Raw genomic sequence first — 19,050 nt, forward strand, 5'->3', positions numbered from 1 at the left:
TTAATTTTCTATATGTTTTGTGGCCAAAATAGGCCCAATTTTTTCTATGATTTTTCCAGCTACTTCAACAGATGTCCACCCTGCTGTATTAAATGGGGTTCCTTTATATGAACCTTTTTTATTTTTATATTCATATACGTAGTCTGATGAAGTTTTTGGCTCATCAAGTAGAACTATCAGCACATATTTAGGTTTAGAAGTGGGGAAAATACCTGCAAATGTATTTACTTTTGCTTTAGAATAACCTCCTACTATTGTTTTTTGAGCAGTTCCTGTTTTTCCACCAACTTCATAACCTTCAATGTTTACAAGTCCTGCTGTACCTTCTTTAGTATTTACAATTTTTCTAAGTATTGGATTTATCTTCTCTGAAATACCAGCTTTGATTATTCTTCTTTCTTTTTCAGGATCTTTTAATTCTTTTTTTATTAAGCTGGGCTCAATAGCAAAACCACCATTTGAAATTATTGCATAAGCTTTTGCTAATTGTAATGGAGTGGTAGTTATTCCATGTCCAAAAGACACTGTCGCAAGTTTACATTTTCCCCACTTAAATGGAATAGGCTCTCCAACCTCCTCTATGTCAAAATTTATTTTACTTAAGATTCCAATTTTTTCTAAAAAAGCTTTTAATTTAATAATTTCTAATTTTTGTCCAATTCTTACAGATCCTATATTTCCAGACCTAATTAAAATTTGTTCTACAGTAAGATCTGATGGTATTTTATTGTCATATTCAGAAATACTACTTTTTCCACATTGTAGTTTTTTTTCTAAATTTAAAAATTCTGTGTCAGTATCAATTAAGCCTTCCTCTAATCCAGCTGCTACTGTAAAAGTTTTAAATACCGAGCCCAGCTCATACACTCCTTTTGTTGCTCTATTAATAAAGTTGAGATCAACTATCTTCTCTCTTTTATTTAGATCAAAATCTGGATATGAAACCATAGATATAATTTCTCCATTATTAACATTCATCAAAATTGCTGTACTACCTTTACTTCTAAATATAGATTGAAACTTTACTAACTCTTCTCTAATTAAAAATTGTATGTCAGTATCTACTGTTAATTTAAGTGGTTTATTTGTTTGTTTTAATTTTTCATTAAAGGATTTTTCAAGTCCTGATATACCTTTATTGTCATCATCTATTTGACCAATGATGTGACTAAAGAGATTTTTTTGAGGATAAATTCTAGTTAATTTTTCTTCTGACTTAATTGATTTATCTCCAAGTAACATAATTTTTTCATAATTGTCAGAAGATATTTTTTTTTCCAAATAAAAGAATTTATTTTTTTCAAGCTTCTTAGTAATCTCTTCATAGTTTTTATCTGGGAATATTAACTGTAAATTAATTAATAGTTTTTTTTTATCAATTACTTCAATAGGGTTAATACCAATATCTATCGACTTAACTGTTTTAACTAAATAATTTCCATTTCTATCAAGTATGTCTGCTCTATAGTTTTTATTTATAGTTGAGAATTCCTTGGTATTTTCTTCTTTTAACGAGCCTAAATGAAGCAATTGTATTGAATAAATTACTGAAATCACCAAAAAAACAAAAAAAATAAACGCTATTCTATTAAATTGTATGTCTAAATTAGTTTTACTTTTTTTATATGAAAATTCATTTTCATATTCTTCTAGAATAATATTCTTTTTATTATTCATTTCCATTTTTGCTGATTAAGTCTTTTATTTCTAAAGTTTCATTATTTTTAAAGATTTCCTTAATATTCATAATTTCAATTTTGATTAAATCTTTTTCAAAATATTGCGTTTGATACTGAACTAGTTTTTCAGGAGAGCTCAAATAGTTAAACTCAAGCAATACATCTTCAAGTTCCGATTTTAAAGGTCTTATATTTTCTTTAACTATAAAAATTTGATCTTCTATTTCTTTTGTAGAATTTTTAATAAGTGATGTAATTAATATTAATACTAAAATAACAGCTACCACTAATTGTTTCATAGTTTTTTTGACAAATTTTCAATGTCAATTAAATGTTTAAATTTATCCAAGATATCTGTTTCAAAATCAAAAAAATCTTCTTTTTTAATTACATAACGTAACTTGGCTGATCTAGAAGGTGGATTTTCTCTAATTTCTTTATCACTTGGTACTATTGGTTTTTTTATAACAGATTTAAATAAATTTAATTTTTCTTCTGTTTTTGGCATATGTCTTGAGATGCTTTTATTTTCAGATAAACTTTTAAAAAAGTATTTAACAATTTTATCTTCTAAAGAATGAAATGTTACAACTGCAATAACTCCATCCTTTTTAACAACTTTAGCAGCATTAATTAATCCATAAATTAGTTCACTAATTTCTTTATTTACAAATATTCTTAATGCTTGGAAAATTTTAGTTGCACTATGTGTCTTATAATTTCTTTTTCTTTTCGAAGATTCTATAATCCTAACTAGCTCTTCTGTTGTGATCTCTCTTTTAGATCTGTCTTCAACAATATTGTGTGCTATTCTTTTACTGTCTGCTTCATCCCCAAAATATTTAAATATTTTGGTAAGTTCTTTTTCATCTAATTGATTAATTGCTTCTTTTGCTGAAAATTCATTTATACCCATTTTCATATTAAGTTCACCAATGCTATCGAATGAAAGACCTTTTTTTGGGTCTTTAATCTGGTTCAAGGAATACCCTAAATCAAAAATTACAGCTTTTATATTTTCATGTTTTAACTTTAGATTGTTTAATTGACTGAATTTTATATTTTTAAATAATAGCCTATCCTCAAAACTATTTTGAAGTTCTTGAGCTTTTATAGAGCTCTCAGAATCTCTATCTAATGCAATTACTTTTGTTTCAGGAAAGTTTAATATTCTTTTTGTGTATCCGCCTTGACCAAACGTACAGTCAATAAATGTGCCACCATATTGAGGGGTAATAATGCTAATTATTTCACTTAGCAATACCGGATAATGATTTCTCACATCTGGTATTATGGTGGCTATCATTTATTTTTTTGAAGACCATTAATTCTTTTGTCTTCTTAAAAATGCTGGAATTTCTAGATCATCATCTTCTGAGGTATTTTCCGAAGTTTCAGTTGATAAAAATCCTTCTGTCTCTGAAGTTGCACTATCCGAACTAAATAGATCTGGCGCGTCTTCACCTTCTACACCAAAGTTTTCAAGTCCATTAGAAACATGCTCCTCCTCCATTGGGCTATTTTCTTCAGGCTTTGCAGTTGTAAGTGCCTCCTCTGAAAAAGATTGCTCATAATCATTTGATTGATTGTTTTCAACAATACTTTCAACTTCTTGATTGCTAACAGTTTGCTCATTCATCATTTCTGATGATGTAGTATTTGTAACTGGTTCTGCAATTATTTCATTTTCTAACTTTAATGCATTTGCTCCATGAGAAATAGGGCTAGTCATTGTAGGTGAAAAATTAAACGATTGAGCAGAACTAGCACTGTTAAAATCTGAATAACCAGGATTTCTATTTTGTATTCTGTGAACCATATTGATTACAGATTTACTTTCTGGTTGTTGTCCATCTAGTGCCGTTGCAACTATTGATACTCTAATTTTTCCATCAAGGTCGCCAGATGTAATAGCACCAATAATCACCTCTGCTTCAGGATCTACTTCAGCTCTTATTTTATTAACCACTTCATCAACCTCAAAAAGTTTAAGATCCTTACCACCGGTAATATTTACTAGTAATCCTTTCGCACCTTTTAACGTATAATCATCAATCAATGGGTTGCTAATTGCCATGTCTGCTGCTTTAGCTGCTCTACCTTCTCCTTCAGCTTCACCAGTTCCCATCATTGCTTTACCCATTGAAGCCATTACAGTTTCAACATCAGCAAAATCTAGATTAACTATACCTGGTCTAACCATAAGATCGGTCACACTCTGTACACCTTGCATTAAAACATTATTTGAAAGATTAAAAGATTCTTCAAATGTAGTTTGTTCATTTGCAACCTTAAATAGGTTTTGATTTGGAATTACAATAATTGTATCCACATGTTTTCTTAATTCTTCTAGGCCTACCTGAGCTCTTCTCATTCTTGATGGCCCTTCATATAAAAAAGGAAGTGTTACAACACCTACTGTTAAAATATTTAATTCTTTAGCAGCTCTTGCAATAACGTGTGCAGCACCTGTGCCAGTTCCACCACCCATACCAGCAGTTATAAAAACCATGTTTGCACCCTGAAGAGTATTTACAATTTCATTTAAAGATTCATCTGCAGCTGCTTGACCAATGTCATGTTTTGCTCCAGCACCTAAACCTTTTGTTAAACTTAGGCCAATTTGAATTCTTGCTTTAGCTTTACTTAACTTTAAATCTTGAGCATCTGTATTTACTGCTATGAACTCTACTCCTTGAAGTCCATTATCAATCATTTCATTAAGTGCATTTCCACCTGCTCCGCCAACTCCCACTACTAATAATCTTGGTTGTAATTCTTTTATTTCTGGTGATTTAAAGTTAATTGTCATTTTTATTTCCCCTCATTGTTATTAAAATGTTTTTCCCATTTAAGACTTGCACGATTTAGATTTGCTTTTTTTCTTGCGTTGATCTTAAATTTTTCAAATGCTGCTGGTTCCCATATTTGGAATGTTTGACCTTGACCAACAAACAACATGCTATTTTTTATTTTTGCATGTTTTAATAATTTTGTTGATAATGAAATTCTACCTTCACTATCAAATTGTAAATTCATACTCTCAGATAAAATTGATGTTGCAAAATAATCTCTTTTTTCTTCAAATGGACTTAATGAATCTATACTTGCAGAAAGTTTTTCAATTCTATCTTGTGAGCAAGCTTCTATAGACTGATTATTAAATGAGGGATAACAGATAACACCATTGTATCCTAAGTTAGAAAGGTGAGATCTAAAACTAGCAGGCACAGATACCCTTCCCTTTTTGTCTATTTTGTTCTCGTAAGTAGATAAAAACATATTTTTTATATTTCATAAATTCCATATTTGGGAATATATGGGACAATATGGGTTTTTAAAGATAGAGTCAATATGTTCATTTTAGGCTTATTTGGCAATGATTGTAGATAACTTTTATGTATCTACATAAAGTCAAAAATCAATTTTTAGTTTTAACTCAATACAATTCTAAGACTAAAAATAAGAACAGAAATGATTCAATTATGAATCAAAAGGTGAACATCTAAAGTTAATTAAAATTGAACTGTGGATAAGTTTGCTAGACAAACTATAAGCCGGGTTCTGTCATTTAAACCTATCATTTCTCTAGGCTTAAGATCACTCTTAAGCTCATGCAACTAACCCTGATGACTAGCCAAAGACGGCTTTTAGTTTTGCAACAATGTCATCTCTACTTAGTCTTGCTCCCAGTGGGGTTTTCCAGCGTTCATTGTTACCAATAGAACCGGTGCGCTCTTACCACACCTTTTCACCCTTGCCATGTTATGGCGGTATATTTTCTGTGGCACTATCCCTAGGGTTTCCCCCGCCAGGTATTATCTGGCACTGTGTCTTTGCGGAGCCCGGACTTTCCTCTTTAATAAATTAAAGCGATAAGTCGTTCATCTAGCAAATGTAATTTATTACTTAATTATAGAACTTCAAGAAAAATTTAATTGTATGCTTTGATGAGGCTTTTATTGATTAATAAGGACTCTTGATCAATTTTTCCATCAACCAACTCTTGTCTAAATCTTCTTTGAAAAGATTTTATTAATTCTATTAAATATTTATTCCTACCAATATTTTTTGGAAATGTTTTTGAATATCCAATCTTAAACAGGTTTCTAAAAAAAATATTCTCTTCTACCTTGCTTATTTTTAGCTTTCTATTCTTTAGTAAATCTTGCTTATTTAATGTGTGCCATATCCCTATTTTATTTTTAGCCAAATATTCCCATGGGAACTTTTCACCTGGATCTTTTTTTCTAAGTACTGCTATGTCTGAGTGTCCCAAAATATTCTTAGGATTAATTTTATATTTTTTTATTAAAAACTTACTTAACTTTACAAGAGTAGTAATTTGTTTTTGTGTAAAATTTTTATAACCGTACTCATGTCCTGGGTTTGTAATTTCAATACCAATAGAATTTTGATTTAAAGACTTATAATTTTTCCAAGAAGATTTTCCTGCATGCCATGCAATATATAAATCAGGTACTATTTTTACAATTTCTCCATTATTTTTGATTAAATAATGACAGCTAACCTCAGATTGTATTTCTGTTAATCTTTTCAAAGCATCAGATTCGCTTTTCATACCCGTATAATGAAAGATAATAAATTTGATTTGCTTAGAGGTTCTTTTTTTAGGATTAAAATTTGGGGAATAGTTTAATATTGTTTTTAAAGCCATTTTTGCGTCATATTTAGAGCTAAATCTAGATTTACATTGATATTATATACATTATATAATCATAGGATAATGAAAAAAATTTTAATAACTTCACTAATAAGTTTAATGTTAGCAACAAATGTGAGTGCTGATACAGACGGTGAAAACAACTTATCTAAAAAAAATTCTGGTGAAGTTAAAGACTGTTTTGAAAATGTAAATAGAGCAACATTTAAATTTAACCAAGTGTTAGATGGTGTTATTTTTGAACCTGTTGCAAAAGCTTATAGAATTTTACCCTCTCCAGTTAGAGCTGGGACAGGTAATGCTTTAGACAATCTCTCTACACTTGTAACAATACCTAATAATATTCTCCAAGGAGAATTTAAAAAAGCTGGAGTTAACACAGGTAGATTTATTGTTAATACAACAGTTGGAGTTGTTGGAATATTTGATGTGGCTGAAAAAATTGGTTTTCCAGAGTATGAAAAAGAAGATTATGGCCAAACACTTGGTGTAATGGGTGTTGGTCCAGGATGTTATCTTGTTCTACCTGTTTTAGGACCATCCACTGTTAGAGACACAGCTGGATCATTTGCAAATATATTAGGCGGAGATGCTTGGTATAACGTTACTGTAGCTAATGATACTCAGCATTTTTCTGACTTTGATTATTATGCATCAAGAGCAAGTTCTGGGATAGATTTTAGAGCAAAAAATATAGACTCGTTTGAAAACTTGGAAAAAAATTCAATAGATTTTTATGCTTCAGTTAGAAGTTTATATTTGCAAGATAGACAACAAAAAATAGCTAACTCTAATGCAATAACTGAAACCCAAAACGATAGTGATTGGGAAGAAATAGAAGCTCAATAAATTATAAAACTTAATGAGATTAAAAAAGTTTTTAATATTTACCTTCGTCATAATTAACTTTGTTGGTATTAATCAATCATATTCAATTGAACCAGATGTATTTGTTCAATCAACTGTGAATAGAGCCTCTGAGGCCTTAAATAACAAATATTCAAAAGAAGAAAAAATAGAAAAGCTAAAACAAATTGCAAGTGAAACAGTTGATATCAATGGTATTGGTTATTACACTTTAGGAGCTTATAGAAAAAATATAAGTGACAATGAAATAAATCAATATGAGATGCTTTTTGAACAATATTTTCTAAAAAGTTTTTCTAGTCGACTGGCTGAATACTCAAATCCAGAGATTGAAGTTGTATCTAAAGAGAAATTAAATGAAAATTATACAATGGTATCTAGTATTTTAGTTGGAACAGAACAAAGGCCTGAGGTTAAAATTGATTGGAGAATTTATACAAAAAATCCAGAAAATCCTTTAATCAGAGATTTAATTATTGAGGGCTTAAGTCTAGCAAGAACTCAAAAGGAAGAATTTTCTTCTATCATTCAAAGTAAGGATGGGGATATCAACGCTCTTTTTTCTATTTTAAAAGAGTTTATTAAATAATCATCTATAAAAATAATTTTTGGTGGGCCCGCCAGGACTCGAACCTGGGACCAATACATTATGAGTGTACTGCTCTAACCAACTGAGCTACAGGCCCTAAAAATTAAGCTTTAATTATATTATAATGTAACCGATGTCTAGCATAGGTAAAAGATAATGAAAATGGTGGGACTGGTTGGTTACGCTCCAACTACCCCTGCAATGTCAATGCAGTACTCTACTATTGAGCTACAGTCCCTTTGAATTTTAACTTTCTAAAAAGCTTTTTAACTGTTTGGATCTGCTTGGGTGTTTTAATTTTCTTAAAGCTTTAGCTTCTATCTGTCTAATACGCTCTCTTGTTACAGAAAACTGAAGACCCACTTCTTCAAGAGTATGGTCTGTATTCATTCCAACACCAAATCTCATTCTAAGAACTCTTTCTTCTCTTGGTGTTAAAGTTGATAAAATTTTAGTCGTAGCTTCACTTAGATTAGATTTAATAGCTTGTTCTAAAGGTGCTAATGCTTTTGTATCTTCAATAAAATCACCTAAACTACTATCCTCTTCATCTCCAACTGGTTTTTCAAGAGATACTGGTTCTTTTGATATTTTTAAAACTTTTCTAACTTTATCTAAAGGCATTCTTAATTTTTGTGCTAGTTCTTCAGGCGTAGCCTCTCTACCAAACTCACTTAAAATTAATCTTTGGGTTCTTACAATTTTATTTATAGTTTCAATCATATGAACTGGAATTCTAATCGTTCGAGCTTGGTCAGCAATAGATCTAGTGATTGCTTGTCTAATCCACCAAGTGGCATATGTTGAAAATTTATAGCCCCTTCTGTATTCAAATTTATCTACAGCTTTCATAAGACCGATATTTCCTTCTTGAATAAGATCTAGAAACTGAAGTCCTCTATTTGTATATTTTTTTGCAATTGAAATTACCAATCTTAAGTTTGCTTCAACCATTTCTTTTTTTGCAATTCTAGATTCTTTTTCACCTTTTTGAACTCTGCTAACTATTTTTTTATAATCAGTTACTGAAATTCCAAGTTTATGACTAATCTCAATTAATCTCTCTCTTATGTTTTTAAATTCATCTTTATTTTTTGAAAAAAACTGTTTCCACATGGGGTTAGTATCCAAGAACTTTTTAAGATTTGGATTAATTTCATTGCCAATATAAAACTTAATGAATTCATTTCTTGGAATTTTTTGATCCATTGCTAGTCTCAGAAGATTTCCTTCTAGTGAAACAATTTTTTTATTTTCCACATAGTGTTTTTGAACCAATTCCTCTAATACAGAGGGTGACAATTGTAATGATTTAATATTTTCTAAAATATCACTTACAATTTTATCATGTCCTTTTTCTTTAGCAGCAGAGAAACTTACTGCATTTAAAATACAATCAAGTTTTTCTTTTTGATACTTGATTAATTTTGCATATTCTTTTGTTAAAGTATTAACAGTTTTTAAAACTTTTGGTTTGATTTCAGTTTCCATTGCTGCAAGCGTTGGATTAAACTCATCATCGTCTCCATTATTCTCTTCATTTTTATCAGTTTCCCCAGAATTTCTTTGTTTAGCACTTGGCCCTGTATTTTCATCTTCCATGTAGTTAGTATCAATATCAATAATTTCTCTAACTAATATTTCATCACTTTGAAGTTTTTCATCCCATTCTACAAATTGTTGTGCAGTAATTGGGCTTTGTGCTAATGCGATCAGCATTACATCTTTCCCAGCTTCTATTCTTTTTGCAATTGCAATTTCACCTTCACGAGACAAGAGTTCTACTCCACCCATCTCTCTTAAATACATTCTTATAGGGTCATCACTTTTCTCAATTGTCTTACCTTCTTCTTTAGATGAATTTTCTTTTTTTCTTAAAACTTTAAAGTCAGATTTTTTTTCAACCAATGCTACACTCTCATCAAGAATGTGCATGAAGGCTTGTTCTAAATTTTCGTCTGAAAGATTTCTTTTACCTAATGATTTATTTAGCTCATCAAAAGTTATAAATCCTCTATGGGTTCCACGACCCATAAGTCTAGCAAATGATTTTGTAATTATTCTTTCCACAATAGTATATTTGAGAAGACTTATATAAGCCCAATTTGAGAAAAATCCACGTATTTTTTGAAGGATTTAATTGATGTTTTTTTGTTTTTTTAGCTCTCTTATTTCGTTGAAAGTGCTTTCGCTTAAATCTTTAGAAAACTTCGACTCGAGCTCTTCAATCCTAAACTCTAAATCGTAGTTTTTGAGGTCTCTAGAAACTTCGTCTAATAATTCAAACATTTTATTCTGATCATTTTGGTGATTATTTAGAATATGTTTTATTGAGGCAAATTTAAAGATTTTTTCAGTTAATTGAGGGTCAATTGGAATTTGATCTAAGGTAAGTTTTTCTCCACTCTTTAGTTTAGTTATCAAAGTTTCAAGGATTAATTTATTTTCTTCACTAAATAGATTTATATTTTCAATCATGTGAATATTTTCTTGAAATAAATCCAAGTTGTTCATTATTAAATAAAGCAATGAAAATTCTTTAAGCTCAACACCGCTCAATAATTTACTTTCGTTAAAGTGTTTTTGAGTAGACTGTAATGACTTAACTTTTTTAGTATAAAATTGTTTTTTTCCAATATTGCTATGTGGGGTTAAAGATGAAATTTTCTCCAAGAAAAACTCTAGTACGTATTTTTTTATGAAATCATCTTTAATAGTTGCGGCAATAGTTCTTAATTTTTTTTCAAAAATAGCCATTGATGAAGGATTGTTATCAGTTTGTTGTTTGTAATGGTTAAATATAAACTGATGAATTGAAATTTTTGCCTGTTTTGTAAAATCAATAAAATTCGCTTTACCATTTTTATTTGCATAACTATCAGGGTCTTCTCCATCTGGTAAAAAAAGAAACGAGATTTGTTTTTCTGGTTGTAATTCTTTAATTGAATTTTCTGCTGCTCTAAGTGCTGCTTTGTATCCACTTTCATCACCATCAAAACAGATAATGATGTCTTCAAAGAATTGGTTAAGCATTAAAATTTGTCGATCCGTTAAAGAAGTTCCAAGATTTGCTACAACATTCTCAATTCCATTTTTACTTAAACCAACCACATCCATATATCCCTCAACTAAATACACATGATCTATTTTATTAGATAATCTTCTAGCTAAATCTAAATTATATAAGTTAGAACCCTTTTTAAAAAAAGGTGTTTCAGGAGAATTAATATATTTTGCTGAATAACTATTTTCCTGGATGGTTCTTCCTCCTAATCCAATAGGTTGACCTGAAATATTGTTAATTGGAAATATTATTCTATCTCGAAATCTTTCAACGTATGTATTCTTTTTTTCATCTAAATAAAAAAGACCACTTTCAACTAAAACTTTTTCACTAAATTCATCTTTTAATTTTTCATAAAAATTTGAGTTTCTTTCAACAAAACCTATTTTAAAATTTTTAACTTCATCTTTACTAAGGTTTCTTTTCTTTAAATATTCTCTTGCAATAGTTAAGCTTTCATTCTTTAAAATTTCATCATGATAAAATTGAACATATTGATTGTAGATTGAGCAATATTCTTGCCAATTTTTTTCACGCTCTTCATCTTGCTTTGAAAACGTATAAGGTCTCATACCTGCAAGATTTGCTAATGATTTTACTGCTTCTCCAAATTTCAAATTTTGAGTTTTCATTACAAAATCAAAAATATTTCCATGTTCCGATGTTGCAAAACAATGATAAAATTCCTTCTCATCATTAACTGTAAATGAAGGTGTTTTTTCAGTTTTAAAGGGTGATAAACCTACAAATTCTTTGCCTCTTTTTTTTAGACTGACAGACTTTGATACAACTGTCGAAACCTTTAAACGAGTTTTAATTTCGTCCAAATACTCTTTTGGGTATTTCATTATTTATTTAATAGTTCTTTTAGCAAAGGTCCAGCTTTAGCAAAATCTAGATTGTCAGGGTATGACTTCTTTAATTCACCCATTACTTTACCCATGTCTTTAATTGATGCAGCACCCAATTTACTTATTGTATCTACACATATTTTTCTAGTTTCTTCATCACTTAACTGCTGTGGCAAAAAACTAGATAAAAGATCAAATTCATTTTGCTCAACTTCTAACAAATCCATTCTCTCATTTTTTTTATAAATCTCTATTGATTCGGTTCTTTGCTTAATCATTTTCTTTAAAAGTTTTTTTATATCATCATCGTCTGTTTCTTTTATGTTGGCTCCAGATCGATTGACAATATCAAGATCTTTTATTCCAGATAAAATTAACCTGTAGGTTGAGATTTCAACCTTATTTTTTGATTTTAGAGAATTTTTATAGTTAGTTTCTATTTTTTCTTTCAATGTCATAATATTTTTTAATCTACTGCAAAGTGAAAATTCTTCAAAAGAAAAATTGTTTTTTTATAATTTTATAATACATCTCTGTTGCGATAATTAGGGTTTTATTGTATTAACCTTTAACTCATGAGTTGTAATTGATCAAAAAAGCAAAAAAGATTAGCTCTAACAAAATCTCACAGATTCACACAGGCGTTTTAGTTCTTGAAAATAAAACTATCTTTAAAGGAGTTGGTATTGGCTATCAAGGAACAGCAACAGGTGAGGTATGCTTCAATACTTCTCTAACTGGTTATCAAGAAATTATTTCAGACCCCTCTTACGCTGGGCAAATTATCAATTTTACCTTCCCTCACGTTGGTAACGTTGGAACTAATAAAGAAGATTTAGAGTCTGATAAAGTTTGGACCAAAGGTGTAATTTTTAACTCTGAAATAACAAATCCTTCTAACTATAGATCTTTAGCTAATTTAGACCTGTGGTTAAAAAAAAATAAAATTGTTGGGATCACTGGTTTGGATACAAGAGGCTTGACTAATTATATTAGAGATAAAGGAGCCCCAAAAGGCACTATTTCTTTTTCTAGTAAAGGAAATTTCAATATTAGTAAATTAGCAAATATCACAACGAAATGGAGTGGATTAAATAATTTAGATTTAGCAGAACAAGTAACTACTAAAAAAAATTATATTTGGTCAGGTTTTAAAACTTGGAAAAAAGAAACTGGTTATTTAAAAAATAAAAAAAATTCATTACATGTTGTTGCTATTGACTATGGGATAAAGAAAAATATTCTAAGATATTTCTCAGATCTTAATTGTAAAGTAACAGTGGTTTCGTGCAAAACGAGTGCAAAAGACATACTTAAATTAAAGCCAAATGGGATCTTTTTATCTAATGGTCCTGGTGACCCTGCAGCAACTGGTAAATATGCAATTGGAATCATTAAAGAATTAGTCAAAAATAATTTACCTATTTTTGGTATTTGTCTTGGTCATCAAATTCTAGCTCTAACACTAGGTGCAAAAACTAAAAAAATGAAACTAGGTCATAGAGGCGCTAACCATCCAGTTAAAAATTTAATTAAAGACAATGTTGAAATCACTAGTCAAAACCATGGCTTTGAAATTGTAAGAGCATCATTGCCAAAAAATATTGAAGTCACTCACAAATCTTTATTTGATAATTGTATTGAAGGAATTAAATTAAAAAATAAACCTGTTTTTTCTGTTCAATATCACCCTGAATCAAATCCAGGACCGCAAGATAGTGTTTACTTATTTGAAGAATTTATTAACAACATAAAAAAAAATGCCAAAAAGAAAAGATCTTAAAACTATATTAGTCGTTGGTGCTGGACCCATTATCATAGGTCAAGCATGTGAGTTTGACTACTCAGGGACACAAGCCTGTAAAGCCCTTAAAGATGAAGGTTATAAAGTTATTTTAATTAACTCTAACCCAGCAACGATCATGACAGATCCTGGTGTTGCAGATAAAACTTATATTGAGCCAATAACGTTAGAAGTATTAGAAAAAATTCTAAAAAAAGAAAAACCAGATGCAATTTTACCAACAATGGGTGGCCAAACTGCTTTGAATTTAGCAATGGAAGCAGAGAAAAAGGGAATTCTTAAAAAATATAAGATTGAGTTAATTGGAGCTAATTCAAAAGCGATCTCAAACGCAGAGGACAGAAAAAAATTCAGAAAAAACATGTTAGATATTGGTTTGGACTTACCAAAATCTAAAGTGGTATCTCATATTAGAGATGCTGCAAAAGCTTTAAAACAAATTGGGTTGCCTGCAATCATTAGACCTGCTTTTACTTTGGGTGGTTTGGGTGGAGGAATTGCTAAAACTGAAAAAGAATATCTTAAAATAGTTAAAGATGGTTTACACGAATCCCCTGTTAACCAAATTTTAATTGAAGAATGCCTTGAGGGTTGGAAAGAATTTGAAATGGAGGTTGTCAGAGATAAAAAAGACAACTGTATTATTATTTGTTCTATTGAAAACATCGATCCAATGGGAATTCACACAGGAGATTCAATTACCGTTGCACCCGCTCTAACACTTACGGATAAAGAATATCAAGTTATGAGAAATGCCTCAATTGCTTGTCTTAGAAAAATTGGAGTAGAAACAGGTGGATCAAATGTTCAATTTGCAATCAATCCTAAAGATGGCAGAATGGTTATCATTGAAATGAACCCAAGAGTGTCACGTTCATCTGCCCTTGCATCTAAAGCAACTGGATTTCCAATTGCAAAAGTTGCAGCAAAACTAGCAGTTGGTTACACCCTTGATGAATTAAAAAATGAAATTACTAAAACAACGCCTGCTTCTTTTGAACCTAGTATTGATTATGTAGTAACTAAAATACCAAGATTTACCTTTGAAAAATTCTCTACTTCTGAAGCGGTTCTTGGAACATCCATGAAATCAGTTGGTGAAGCAATGGCAATTGGGAGAAACTTTAAAGAATCTCTTCAAAAAGCATTGGTTTCTCTTGAAATTGGCTTTTCAGGCTTAGATCGTATTTTTCCATTAAACAAAAAACAAATTGAAAAAGAATTGAAAAAAAATATTCCAAACAGAATATTATTAGCTGCTGAAGCGTTTAGAAAAAAAATAAATCTTAAAAGAGTTCACCAACTTTGCAAAATAGACCCTTGGTTTTTACAGCAAATAAAGGAAATTGTTGATGAAGAAAATAATATACAAAAAAAAGGTCTTCCTAAAGACTATAATGAGTTTAACAGAATTAAATCAATAGGTTTTTCTGATAAAAAATTATCTGAAATCACTAAAATTCCTGAAGACCTTGTTAGAAAAAAAAGAACTGCTTTAAAAGTATTACCCGTTTACAAAAAAGTAGATACCTGTGCTGCTGAATTTAAATCATTCACTCCTTATATGTACTCAACCTACCAGAGAAATTATGCTCTAAACTCAGAATGTGAGGCAGAACCTTCTTCAAGAAAAAAAATTATAATCTTAGGCGGTGGACCAAACCGTATAGGCCAAGGTATTGAGTTTGATTATTGTTGTTGCCAAGCAAGTTATGCTCTTAAAGATAGCGGTTTTGAAACCATAATGATTAACTGTAATCCAGAGACGGTTTCAACAGACTACGATACAAGCGATAGACTTTATTTTGAGCCTCTTAAAGAAGAGTATGTTTATAATATTATCAAAAAAGAACAGCAAAAAGGAAACCTTGTAGGTATCATTGCTCAGTTCGGTGGGCAAACCCCTATAAGACTTGCAAAGTTTTTACACGATAACAAACTTCCCATTTTAGGGACGCAGTACACCTCAATAGATCTTGCTGAAGATAGAGATAGATTTAGAAAGTTACTTGATAGATTAAAATTAAAACAAGCTGAAAGTGGTATTGCTAAAACTTACAAACAAGCCATTCAAATTGCTGAAAAAATTGGACTGCCTTTAATGGTTAGACCTTCTTATGTCTTAGGCGGAAGAGCAATGGAAATAGTTCATGAGAAAAGCCAATTAAAAAACTTTGTAGAAGAAGCATTTAAAGCTGCAGAAGATAATCCCATATTAATAGATAAATTTATTAGTCACGCTATGGAAGTAGATGTTGATGCAATATCTGATGGTAAACAAGTATTTGTTGCAGGTATTATGCAACATATTGAAGAAGCTGGAATTCACTCAGGGGATTCTGCTTGTTGTCTGCCTCCTGTATCTATTAAACCTAAACTAATTTCTGAAATAGAAATTCAAACTAAAAAATTAGCCTTAGCTTTAAATGTTAAAGGTTTTATGAACATTCAATTTGCCATTAAAAATGATGAAATTTATGTAATCGAAGTAAATCCAAGAGCAAGTAGAACGGTTCCTTTTGTATCAAAAGCTAAAGGTCTTCCTCTTGCTAAAATTGCATCACGTGTAATGGCTGGTGAAAAACTATCAAAGTTCAATTTAAAAAATAAAAACAAAAACCTATATGCAGTTAAAGAGGCTGTATTTCCTTTTAATAAATTCCCAAATAGTGATCTATTGTTAGGGCCTGAGATGAAATCAACAGGTGAAGTTATGGGATTTGATAAAGACTTTGGTATGGCTTACGCAAAAAGCCAAATTGCTGCATCAAACTCATTACCAACAAAAGGTCTAGCATTTATCTCTCTAAAAGATGGTCATAAAGATGAAGGTGTAGATCTTGCAAAACAATTAATAAAATTAAATTTCACTTTATGCGGCACTGGTGGAACTGCTGAGTACATTCGTAAACATGGAATAAAGTGTAAAACAATAAACAAGGTAAGTGGAGGATCACCTCACATTGTTGATGTACTAAATTCTAAAAAAATTGCACTTGTAATTAATACAGGTGGTGGAAATAGTGAGCATCGTCTTCATGATGCAATGGCCTTAAGAAGAGCAACACTAGGGAATAAAGTTCCTTATTGTACTAACATGTCTACTGCTCAAGCTTGTTTAATGGGAATTAGATCTTTAAAGACAAAAGAAATTACAGTAACTGCACTTCAAGATATTTAATGTGAAGACAGTCCAGTATTTGCAATACTGAAAATCATATCTTCGTAACTCATATCAAGGTTTAAAACGTACGATCTATAAAAATATTAATGATTATTAAAAGATTTTCTTTAAATTAATCGTTGCTTCATCAAAAGTATTTGGTTTCAATACATCTTGATTGTTTAATTTAAAATCAATTTCAAAATCATTAATATTTTTACTTATCTTAAATTCAGATCCTAAATTTTCTGAGCCTGCTAATTTAAAAGCATAATTAGTTTTTCTGTTTGGTAAATATCCTATAGCTAAATGTATTTTATCAGTATGACCGGTGCCTAATGCTTGATTTCTCTCATAGATTAAAAAGATACTAAAACTATCTGGTAAAATTATATCTATACCTAATTCACCATTTAAATTGTGTAAAGCACCTGAGTTTAACTTGGTATCAAATTCACCACTTGTTGCATCAGAGACGTAAGAATATTTTATATTAGAAGAACGATTTAAGTTTGCTTTGTATTCTAATTTTCCATGCTTTCTAATTTTATATTTTTCATTTTTTAATTCATCAACTGCAGCAATTGAAAGTCTTGCATTTCTTGATCGAATGCCTTGCTTTTTAAATTTCATAGCAGTGTTACCACTTTCTTGATAACCATCTAATAAAGTGTAACCAAGGTCTATTTGTCCAGAAGGGATTAGAATTAAATTATTTTTCTTAATCTCATCTTTTAATTTAATTGTTCCATATATTTGTCTACCTTTTCTATCAGCTGTTACACGTTCACCATCAAGCACTGATAAAATATCTGAATTAAGGACACCTACTCCAATAACTGTGTCTATAAATTTTGTATCATCTTCAATTGGGGATGAGGAATAATGGGTTAAATTATAAGTATTCGTATCTAAATTGCTTCCAGCTGAGCCAACATCAACATCATTTTTACCAAACCTAAAAGCAAGCCCCCTTATGCCATTATTTTTGGTAAATTTATCTGCTCCAACTGTAATTGCGTTAGTTTTAATCTTTTTAAATGAAGAAACATTTGTCTCTCCAACTCTGCCAACTGCAATACTTCCTTCGCTCCAATAAAATACGTCTTGTTGTTTATCTTTTTTCTTTGTAGTAGCTGAGGTTTTTACAACTTTAGTAAGAGAGGCAAGCATTTGATTGGTAAAATTAAGATCTAAATTAAGATTAGTTAAGTTTTGATTATCTTTGTTTCTTCTAATCCACTTTAATCTATTTAAAGCAGTGTCCGTTGAGTGTTCTATAGTTCTTGTTGCAACTTCTATTTGTGCAATAGCTATTCCAGTTCTGACACCTGTTGTGATACTCGGACATTTTCCTTCAATAATATTAAAAGGACACACTAAATCAAATTCAAAAACTTCATCCTTTCCGTTTTCATCTTTGTCACTACCAATGTACATTTTAAGACCAACCGCACTAAATGCAATTCCTCTTGGTTGAGTAATATCACTAGATATTGAAACTGTACCGTCTATTGTAAATGAAGAAGTGGAAAAAGCCACATCAAGGGAAATTTGAGTTACATCTTGTGTACTACCATTGTGATCAACAGCCCAAAATCTTTTTCCATCTGGACTAAATCTTATTCCTTGAGGGTTTGATACTTCATCATTTAGTTCTATTCCTGCATCTGTAATAATTGATATGGTACTTAGATCGTATGCAGTTGAAAGTTGGTACTCTAATAATCTTGTGTCTTGACCCGTCGCTCCATGAAAAATTGCAAATAATTTTGTTCCATCATTATTAATCTCAATACCTTGAAGTCTGTTATTAGTTCCCTCAGTAATATCTCCAGCATTACTACCATCTTGTAGAGTACCAGTATCAAGGTCTGAAGTTTGATTTGCGAATGCACATGTTGAAACATCATAGGGGGAAGTTAAATCAAATCTAAATACTCTATCATCATTTGCAGTACCTTTAGCATTTCCCCTAGACACAAACAGCATCAATCCATCATTAGAGAATTCTAGATCAGTAATAGCACTAATAGGACCCGAAGTCGTGTCACCACTATTTAATATACATACCTCATCATCACTCGCATAAGTTTTTGTAGAGACATTGAATGGTGTGCTTAAATCATATTCATTTATATGTGCATAAACACTAGAAATTGCTGAAACTTTTCTTTGGGTCACTGTAAACATTTTTGTTCCATCAGAATTAAAATGGATGCCGTTTATAAAGTCACTCCTATCATTGACTGCTGCTGACTGTATTTTGGTAACCATAGCTCCAAATGAATTTGAGATGGGAAGTATAAATAATAAAATTAAAATAAAGTTTTTTATAAATTTCATAAG

14 protein-coding genes, 2 tRNA genes and 1 other RNA gene are annotated in these 19,050 nt (G+C 30.4%); 4 read left to right on the forward strand and 13 right to left on the reverse strand.

Annotation, left to right across the window (positions count from 1 at the left end):
* The 7 genes from SAR11_RS00150 to SAR11_RS00175 all read right to left on the reverse strand — a co-directional run bounded on the left by SAR11_RS00150 (window position 1) and on the right by SAR11_RS00175 (window position 6,357).
* On the reverse strand, window positions 1-1,683 hold the full coding sequence (locus tag SAR11_RS00150; protein WP_027307127.1) for a peptidoglycan D,D-transpeptidase FtsI family protein: 1,683 nt from the start codon (window positions 1,681-1,683) through the stop codon (window positions 1-3).
* Window positions 1,670-1,978, reverse strand: coding sequence for a hypothetical protein (locus tag SAR11_RS00155; protein ID WP_011281424.1), 309 nt, complete (start codon window positions 1,976-1,978; stop codon window positions 1,670-1,672). The genes SAR11_RS00150 and SAR11_RS00155 overlap by 14 nt, the downstream gene beginning before the upstream one ends.
* A complete protein-coding gene (gene rsmH, locus SAR11_RS00160) occupies window positions 1,975-2,985 on the reverse strand; it encodes a 16S rRNA (cytosine(1402)-N(4))-methyltransferase RsmH (RefSeq protein WP_006997877.1) in 1,011 nt (336 codons plus the stop codon). The genes SAR11_RS00155 and rsmH overlap by 4 nt, the downstream gene beginning before the upstream one ends.
* 18 nt (window positions 2,986-3,003) lie before the next feature.
* The gene (ftsZ, locus tag SAR11_RS00165) at window positions 3,004-4,491 is read right to left on the reverse strand and encodes a cell division protein FtsZ (RefSeq protein ID WP_011281425.1); all 1,488 of its coding nucleotides are present in this window, start codon (window positions 4,489-4,491) and stop codon (window positions 3,004-3,006) included.
* 2 nt (window positions 4,492-4,493) lie between these two features.
* Window positions 4,494-4,961 carry a division/cell wall cluster transcriptional repressor MraZ gene (gene mraZ, locus SAR11_RS00170; RefSeq protein WP_006997875.1) on the reverse strand — a complete coding sequence of 156 codons (468 nt, stop codon included), beginning with the start codon at window positions 4,959-4,961 and terminating at the stop codon, window positions 4,494-4,496.
* Window positions 4,962-5,216: 255 nt separating this feature from the next.
* Window positions 5,217-5,571, reverse strand: an RNA gene (gene rnpB / locus SAR11_RS06885) — RNase P RNA component class A.
* 42 nt (window positions 5,572-5,613) lie between these two features.
* Window positions 5,614-6,357, reverse strand: a complete 744-nt coding sequence (locus tag SAR11_RS00175) for an N-acetylmuramoyl-L-alanine amidase (RefSeq protein WP_011281426.1) — start codon at window positions 6,355-6,357, stop codon at window positions 5,614-5,616.
* A gap of 69 nt (window positions 6,358-6,426) precedes the next feature.
* Between SAR11_RS00175 and SAR11_RS00180 the strand changes: the two genes are divergently transcribed.
* Together SAR11_RS00180 and SAR11_RS00185 are read left to right on the forward strand one after the other, a co-directional pair.
* Window positions 6,427-7,212, forward strand: a complete 786-nt coding sequence (locus SAR11_RS00180; protein ID WP_006997873.1) for an MlaA family lipoprotein — start codon at window positions 6,427-6,429, stop codon at window positions 7,210-7,212.
* A gap of 13 nt (window positions 7,213-7,225) precedes the next feature.
* Entirely contained in the window at window positions 7,226-7,819 is a 594-nt protein-coding gene (locus SAR11_RS00185) for an ABC transporter substrate-binding protein (RefSeq protein WP_011281427.1), read from the forward strand.
* A 20-nt stretch (window positions 7,820-7,839) separates the two neighbouring features.
* On the opposite strand, the gene SAR11_RS00190 is transcribed toward SAR11_RS00185, so the two are convergent.
* From SAR11_RS00190 to SAR11_RS00210, 5 genes are all read right to left on the reverse strand, one after another.
* Window positions 7,840-7,916, reverse strand: a tRNA-Ile gene (locus tag SAR11_RS00190).
* A gap of 66 nt (window positions 7,917-7,982) precedes the next feature.
* Window positions 7,983-8,057 (reverse strand) — tRNA-Val (locus SAR11_RS00195).
* 8 nt (window positions 8,058-8,065) lie between these two features.
* On the reverse strand, window positions 8,066-9,889 hold the full coding sequence (gene rpoD / locus SAR11_RS00200; RefSeq protein WP_006997871.1) for an RNA polymerase sigma factor RpoD: 1,824 nt from the start codon (window positions 9,887-9,889) through the stop codon (window positions 8,066-8,068).
* 66 nt (window positions 9,890-9,955) lie between these two features.
* Window positions 9,956-11,731, reverse strand: a complete 1,776-nt coding sequence (gene dnaG / locus SAR11_RS00205) for a DNA primase (protein ID WP_011281429.1) — start codon at window positions 11,729-11,731, stop codon at window positions 9,956-9,958.
* Window positions 11,731-12,192, reverse strand: a complete 462-nt coding sequence (locus SAR11_RS00210; RefSeq protein ID WP_011281430.1) for a GatB/YqeY domain-containing protein — start codon at window positions 12,190-12,192, stop codon at window positions 11,731-11,733. Before SAR11_RS00210 ends, dnaG begins: the two co-directional genes overlap by 1 nt.
* Window positions 12,193-12,320: 128 nt before the next feature.
* On the opposite strand from SAR11_RS00210, the gene carA reads away from it, so the two are divergent.
* Both carA and carB read left to right on the forward strand, forming a co-directional pair.
* The gene (gene carA, locus SAR11_RS00215) at window positions 12,321-13,517 is read left to right on the forward strand and encodes a glutamine-hydrolyzing carbamoyl-phosphate synthase small subunit (RefSeq protein ID WP_011281431.1); all 1,197 of its coding nucleotides are present in this window, start codon (window positions 12,321-12,323) and stop codon (window positions 13,515-13,517) included.
* Window positions 13,495-16,719 carry a carbamoyl-phosphate synthase large subunit gene (gene carB, locus SAR11_RS00220; RefSeq protein ID WP_011281432.1) on the forward strand — a complete coding sequence of 1,075 codons (3,225 nt, stop codon included), beginning with the start codon at window positions 13,495-13,497 and terminating at the stop codon, window positions 16,717-16,719. Before carA ends, carB begins: the two co-directional genes overlap by 23 nt.
* 96 nt (window positions 16,720-16,815) lie before the next feature.
* Here carB and SAR11_RS00225 read toward each other — a convergent pair whose 3' ends face one another.
* The gene (locus SAR11_RS00225; protein WP_041185763.1) at window positions 16,816-19,047 is read right to left on the reverse strand and encodes an autotransporter outer membrane beta-barrel domain-containing protein; all 2,232 of its coding nucleotides are present in this window, start codon (window positions 19,045-19,047) and stop codon (window positions 16,816-16,818) included.
* Window positions 19,048-19,050 lie beyond the last annotated feature (3 nt).

Source organism: Candidatus Pelagibacter ubique HTCC1062 (genome assembly GCF_000012345.1).
GTDB classification, from domain to species: Bacteria; Pseudomonadota; Alphaproteobacteria; order Pelagibacterales; family Pelagibacteraceae; genus Pelagibacter; species Pelagibacter ubiqueversans.

Coding starts and splice junctions, on each gene's coding strand:
- SAR11_RS00150 (WP_027307127.1), bottom strand. CDS start 1,683: ATGGAAATGAATAATAAAAAGAATATTATTCTAGAAGAATATGAAAAT.
- SAR11_RS00155 (WP_011281424.1), bottom strand. CDS start 1,978: ATGAAACAATTAGTGGTAGCTGTTATTTTAGTATTAATATTAATTACA.
- rsmH (WP_006997877.1), bottom strand. CDS start 2,985: ATGATAGCCACCATAATACCAGATGTGAGAAATCATTATCCGGTATTG.
- ftsZ (WP_011281425.1), bottom strand. CDS start 4,491: ATGACAATTAACTTTAAATCACCAGAAATAAAAGAATTACAACCAAGA.
- mraZ (WP_006997875.1), bottom strand. CDS start 4,961: ATGTTTTTATCTACTTACGAGAACAAAATAGACAAAAAGGGAAGGGTA.
- SAR11_RS00175 (WP_011281426.1), bottom strand. CDS start 6,357: ATGGCTTTAAAAACAATATTAAACTATTCCCCAAATTTTAATCCTAAA.
- SAR11_RS00180 (WP_006997873.1), top strand. CDS start 6,427: ATGAAAAAAATTTTAATAACTTCACTAATAAGTTTAATGTTAGCAACA.
- SAR11_RS00185 (WP_011281427.1), top strand. CDS start 7,226: ATGAGATTAAAAAAGTTTTTAATATTTACCTTCGTCATAATTAACTTT.
- dnaG (WP_011281429.1), bottom strand. CDS start 11,731: ATGAAATACCCAAAAGAGTATTTGGACGAAATTAAAACTCGTTTAAAG.
- SAR11_RS00210 (WP_011281430.1), bottom strand. CDS start 12,192: ATGACATTGAAAGAAAAAATAGAAACTAACTATAAAAATTCTCTAAAA.
- carB (WP_011281432.1), top strand. CDS start 13,495: ATGCCAAAAAGAAAAGATCTTAAAACTATATTAGTCGTTGGTGCTGGA.
- SAR11_RS00225 (WP_041185763.1), bottom strand. CDS start 19,047: ATGAAATTTATAAAAAACTTTATTTTAATTTTATTATTTATACTTCCC.